Origin of the sequence: Blautia sp. DFI.3.45 (assembly GCF_020593505.1) — a bacterium.
GTDB classification, from domain to species: domain Bacteria; phylum Bacillota; class Clostridia; order Lachnospirales; family Lachnospiraceae; genus Blautia_A; species Blautia_A wexlerae.
The window spans coordinates 1-734 of the sequence record NZ_JAJDMI010000142.1 but is presented as its reverse complement, the minus strand read 5'-3'; the positions used below and the strand labels follow the sequence as shown (position 1 = coordinate 734).

Sequence of the window (734 nt, the reverse complement as noted above, 5' to 3'; positions counted from 1 at the left end):
TTTCGGGAAAGACTTCTCTGTTCCCGGATCAGTTGTTTTTCAAGTTTCTTTAATCCTGCCGATTTGTTGATGTTCCTGTATGTCTTTCCATTTGAGACAATGGCAAGATCTTTTAGTCCAAGGTCTATACCGATTCCCTCGTTTGAGTTATTGTCGATATTGACATCAGGGATCTCTACAAGAACAGAAACATAAAATCTGCCAGCCTTAACAGACACTGTACCACTTCTGATCATATATCCATCCTTTGTTGTTGGGATATATCCTTTTTCTTTGATACGGACCCAGCCCAGAGTTGGGATCTTAAGTCTGTGCCTTTCGCATTGACAATCCTTTGGGTTATTTCTGACGAAATACATTTTCACATCAGATTTACCTTTCTTTTTAAATTTAGGAAAATCACTCTGATGTTTAAAAAATCTTGTAAAAGCAGTACATCCATCTTCGATAGACTTTTTTACGGCTTTTGAATACACTTCCCTGATCCATGTTTTGTCAGGATTATCTGGAATGTATTCGTTGTTAAGCCATAGACTAAAGCTCTTACCAGTCATAAACTTTTCACCATTATCATGCAGGGCTTTGTTGTGACCAAGGTAGAAGTTATAGACATATCGGCAAGTGCCTATCGTCCTGCGGATCCTGGCTTTCTGTTCTTCAGTTGGATTGATTTCCGTCTTGAAGCTCTTTAGCAATCTCTTCATCCCTTTCTATTTGTTTTTTATACTTACGAA

General features: G+C 38.1%; 1 protein-coding gene and 1 pseudogene. Both read right to left on the bottom strand.

Annotated elements, in window-relative coordinates; translation table 11 throughout:
- A partial coding sequence (locus LJE09_RS17285) for an RNA-guided endonuclease InsQ/TnpB family protein (protein ID WP_442860831.1) occupies nt 1–671 on the bottom strand: 671 nt, incomplete at its 3' end.
- Nucleotides 658–734: pseudogene (locus LJE09_RS19290) on the bottom strand (IS607 family transposase); the annotation flags it as partial. The pseudogene LJE09_RS19290 and the gene LJE09_RS17285, both read right to left, overlap by 14 nt.